The organism is Arthrobacter sp. UYNi723 (assembly GCF_054057635.1).
In genome coordinates this window covers 1-1,265 of the sequence record NZ_JBSRZM010000084.1, presented here as the reverse complement: position 1 = coordinate 1,265, position 1,265 = coordinate 1, and the positions used below count along the sequence as shown (strand labels likewise).

Below are 1,265 nucleotides of genomic sequence, written 5' to 3'. Positions count from 1 at the left end.
GTGCCCATCGGGTAGACGGCCTGGATGTCGTACGTGACGGTGTCGCGGAGCATGTTGAACCACTGGCGGCAGCCCGTGCTGTGCAGCCAGCGCTCGGCGAAAATGCCTTTGGTGTTGTCCCGGTAGAACAGGAAATGGGCCCATTCGCGGTCGTTCAGCTCGTTCGGGTTTTCCGGGTAGGGCACGTGGGCCTGGCCGCCGTAGTGGAACTCGGTCTCGTCGCGCGAGCCGCAGTTGGGGCATGAGATAAGCAGCATGTGCGTCTTCTTTCTGGGGGAGGGCTGCTAGTGGGCGACGGCGGCTGCGCCGTGTTCATCGATCAGGGCACCGGTTTCGAAGCGTTCCAGCGCAAACGGCTTGTTCAGTTCGTGCGGCGAGCCCGTGGCAATGTTATGGGCAAACGTCAGGCCCGCGGCCGGGGTGCCCTTGAAACCGCCGGTGCCCCAACCACAGTTCACGAACATGTTCTCCACCGGGGTGTTGCCCACGATGGGGGAGGCGTCCAGGGTGGTGTCCACGATGCCGCCCCAGGTCCGGAGCACGTGCGCCCGGGCGAAGATCGGGAAGAGTTCGACGGCGGCGGCCATCTGGTGCTCGATCACGTGGAAGGAGCCGCGCTGGCCGTAGCCGTTGTAGGAGTCCACACCGGCGCCCATGACCAGTTCGCCCTTGTGGGCCTGGGAGACGTAGACATGCACGTGGTTGGACATCACCACCGTGGGGTGGACCGGTTCGTGCAGTTCAGAGACCAGTGCCTGGAGCGGGTGGGACTGGATGGGGAGCCGGAAGCCGGCCATTTCCGCCAGGACCGAGCTGTGCCCGGCGGCGCACAGGCCCACCTTTTCGGTGTTGATGGTGCCCTGGTTGGTCTTGACGCCCACCACGCGGTTGCCGTCCTTGACGAAGCCGGTCACTTCGCAGTTCTGGATGATGTCCACGCCGAGTTCGTCGCACTTGCGGGCAAAAGCCCAGGCCACGTGGTCGTGCTTGGCGATGCCGGCGCGAGGCTGGTAGGTGGCGCCCATCACGGGGTAGCGGATGTTGTCGCTGATGTTCAGGATGGGGCAGAGTTCCTTGACCTGCTGGGGGTCAAGCCATTCAGCGTCCACGCCGTTGAGCTTGTTGGCGCCGACGCGGCGCATGCTTTCGCGGACGTCACCCAGGGTGTGGGCGAGGTTCATGACGCCGCGCTGGCTGAACAGGAAGTCGTATTCGAGTTCCTCCGGCAGGATTTCCCAGAGCTTGAGCGCGTGCTCGTAGATGGC

At 64.6% G+C, this 1,265-nt stretch carries 2 protein-coding genes; both read right to left on the bottom strand.

Annotated elements, in window-relative coordinates:
- Positions 1-257: sarcosine oxidase subunit delta (locus ACVWY0_RS22300; RefSeq protein ID WP_485838633.1), on the bottom strand; the 257-nt coding region annotated here is incomplete at its 3' end.
- Positions 258-284: 27 nt separating this feature from the next.
- The coding region (locus ACVWY0_RS22295) for an FAD-dependent oxidoreductase (protein ID WP_485838632.1) at positions 285-1,265 on the bottom strand (981 nt) is incomplete at its 5' end.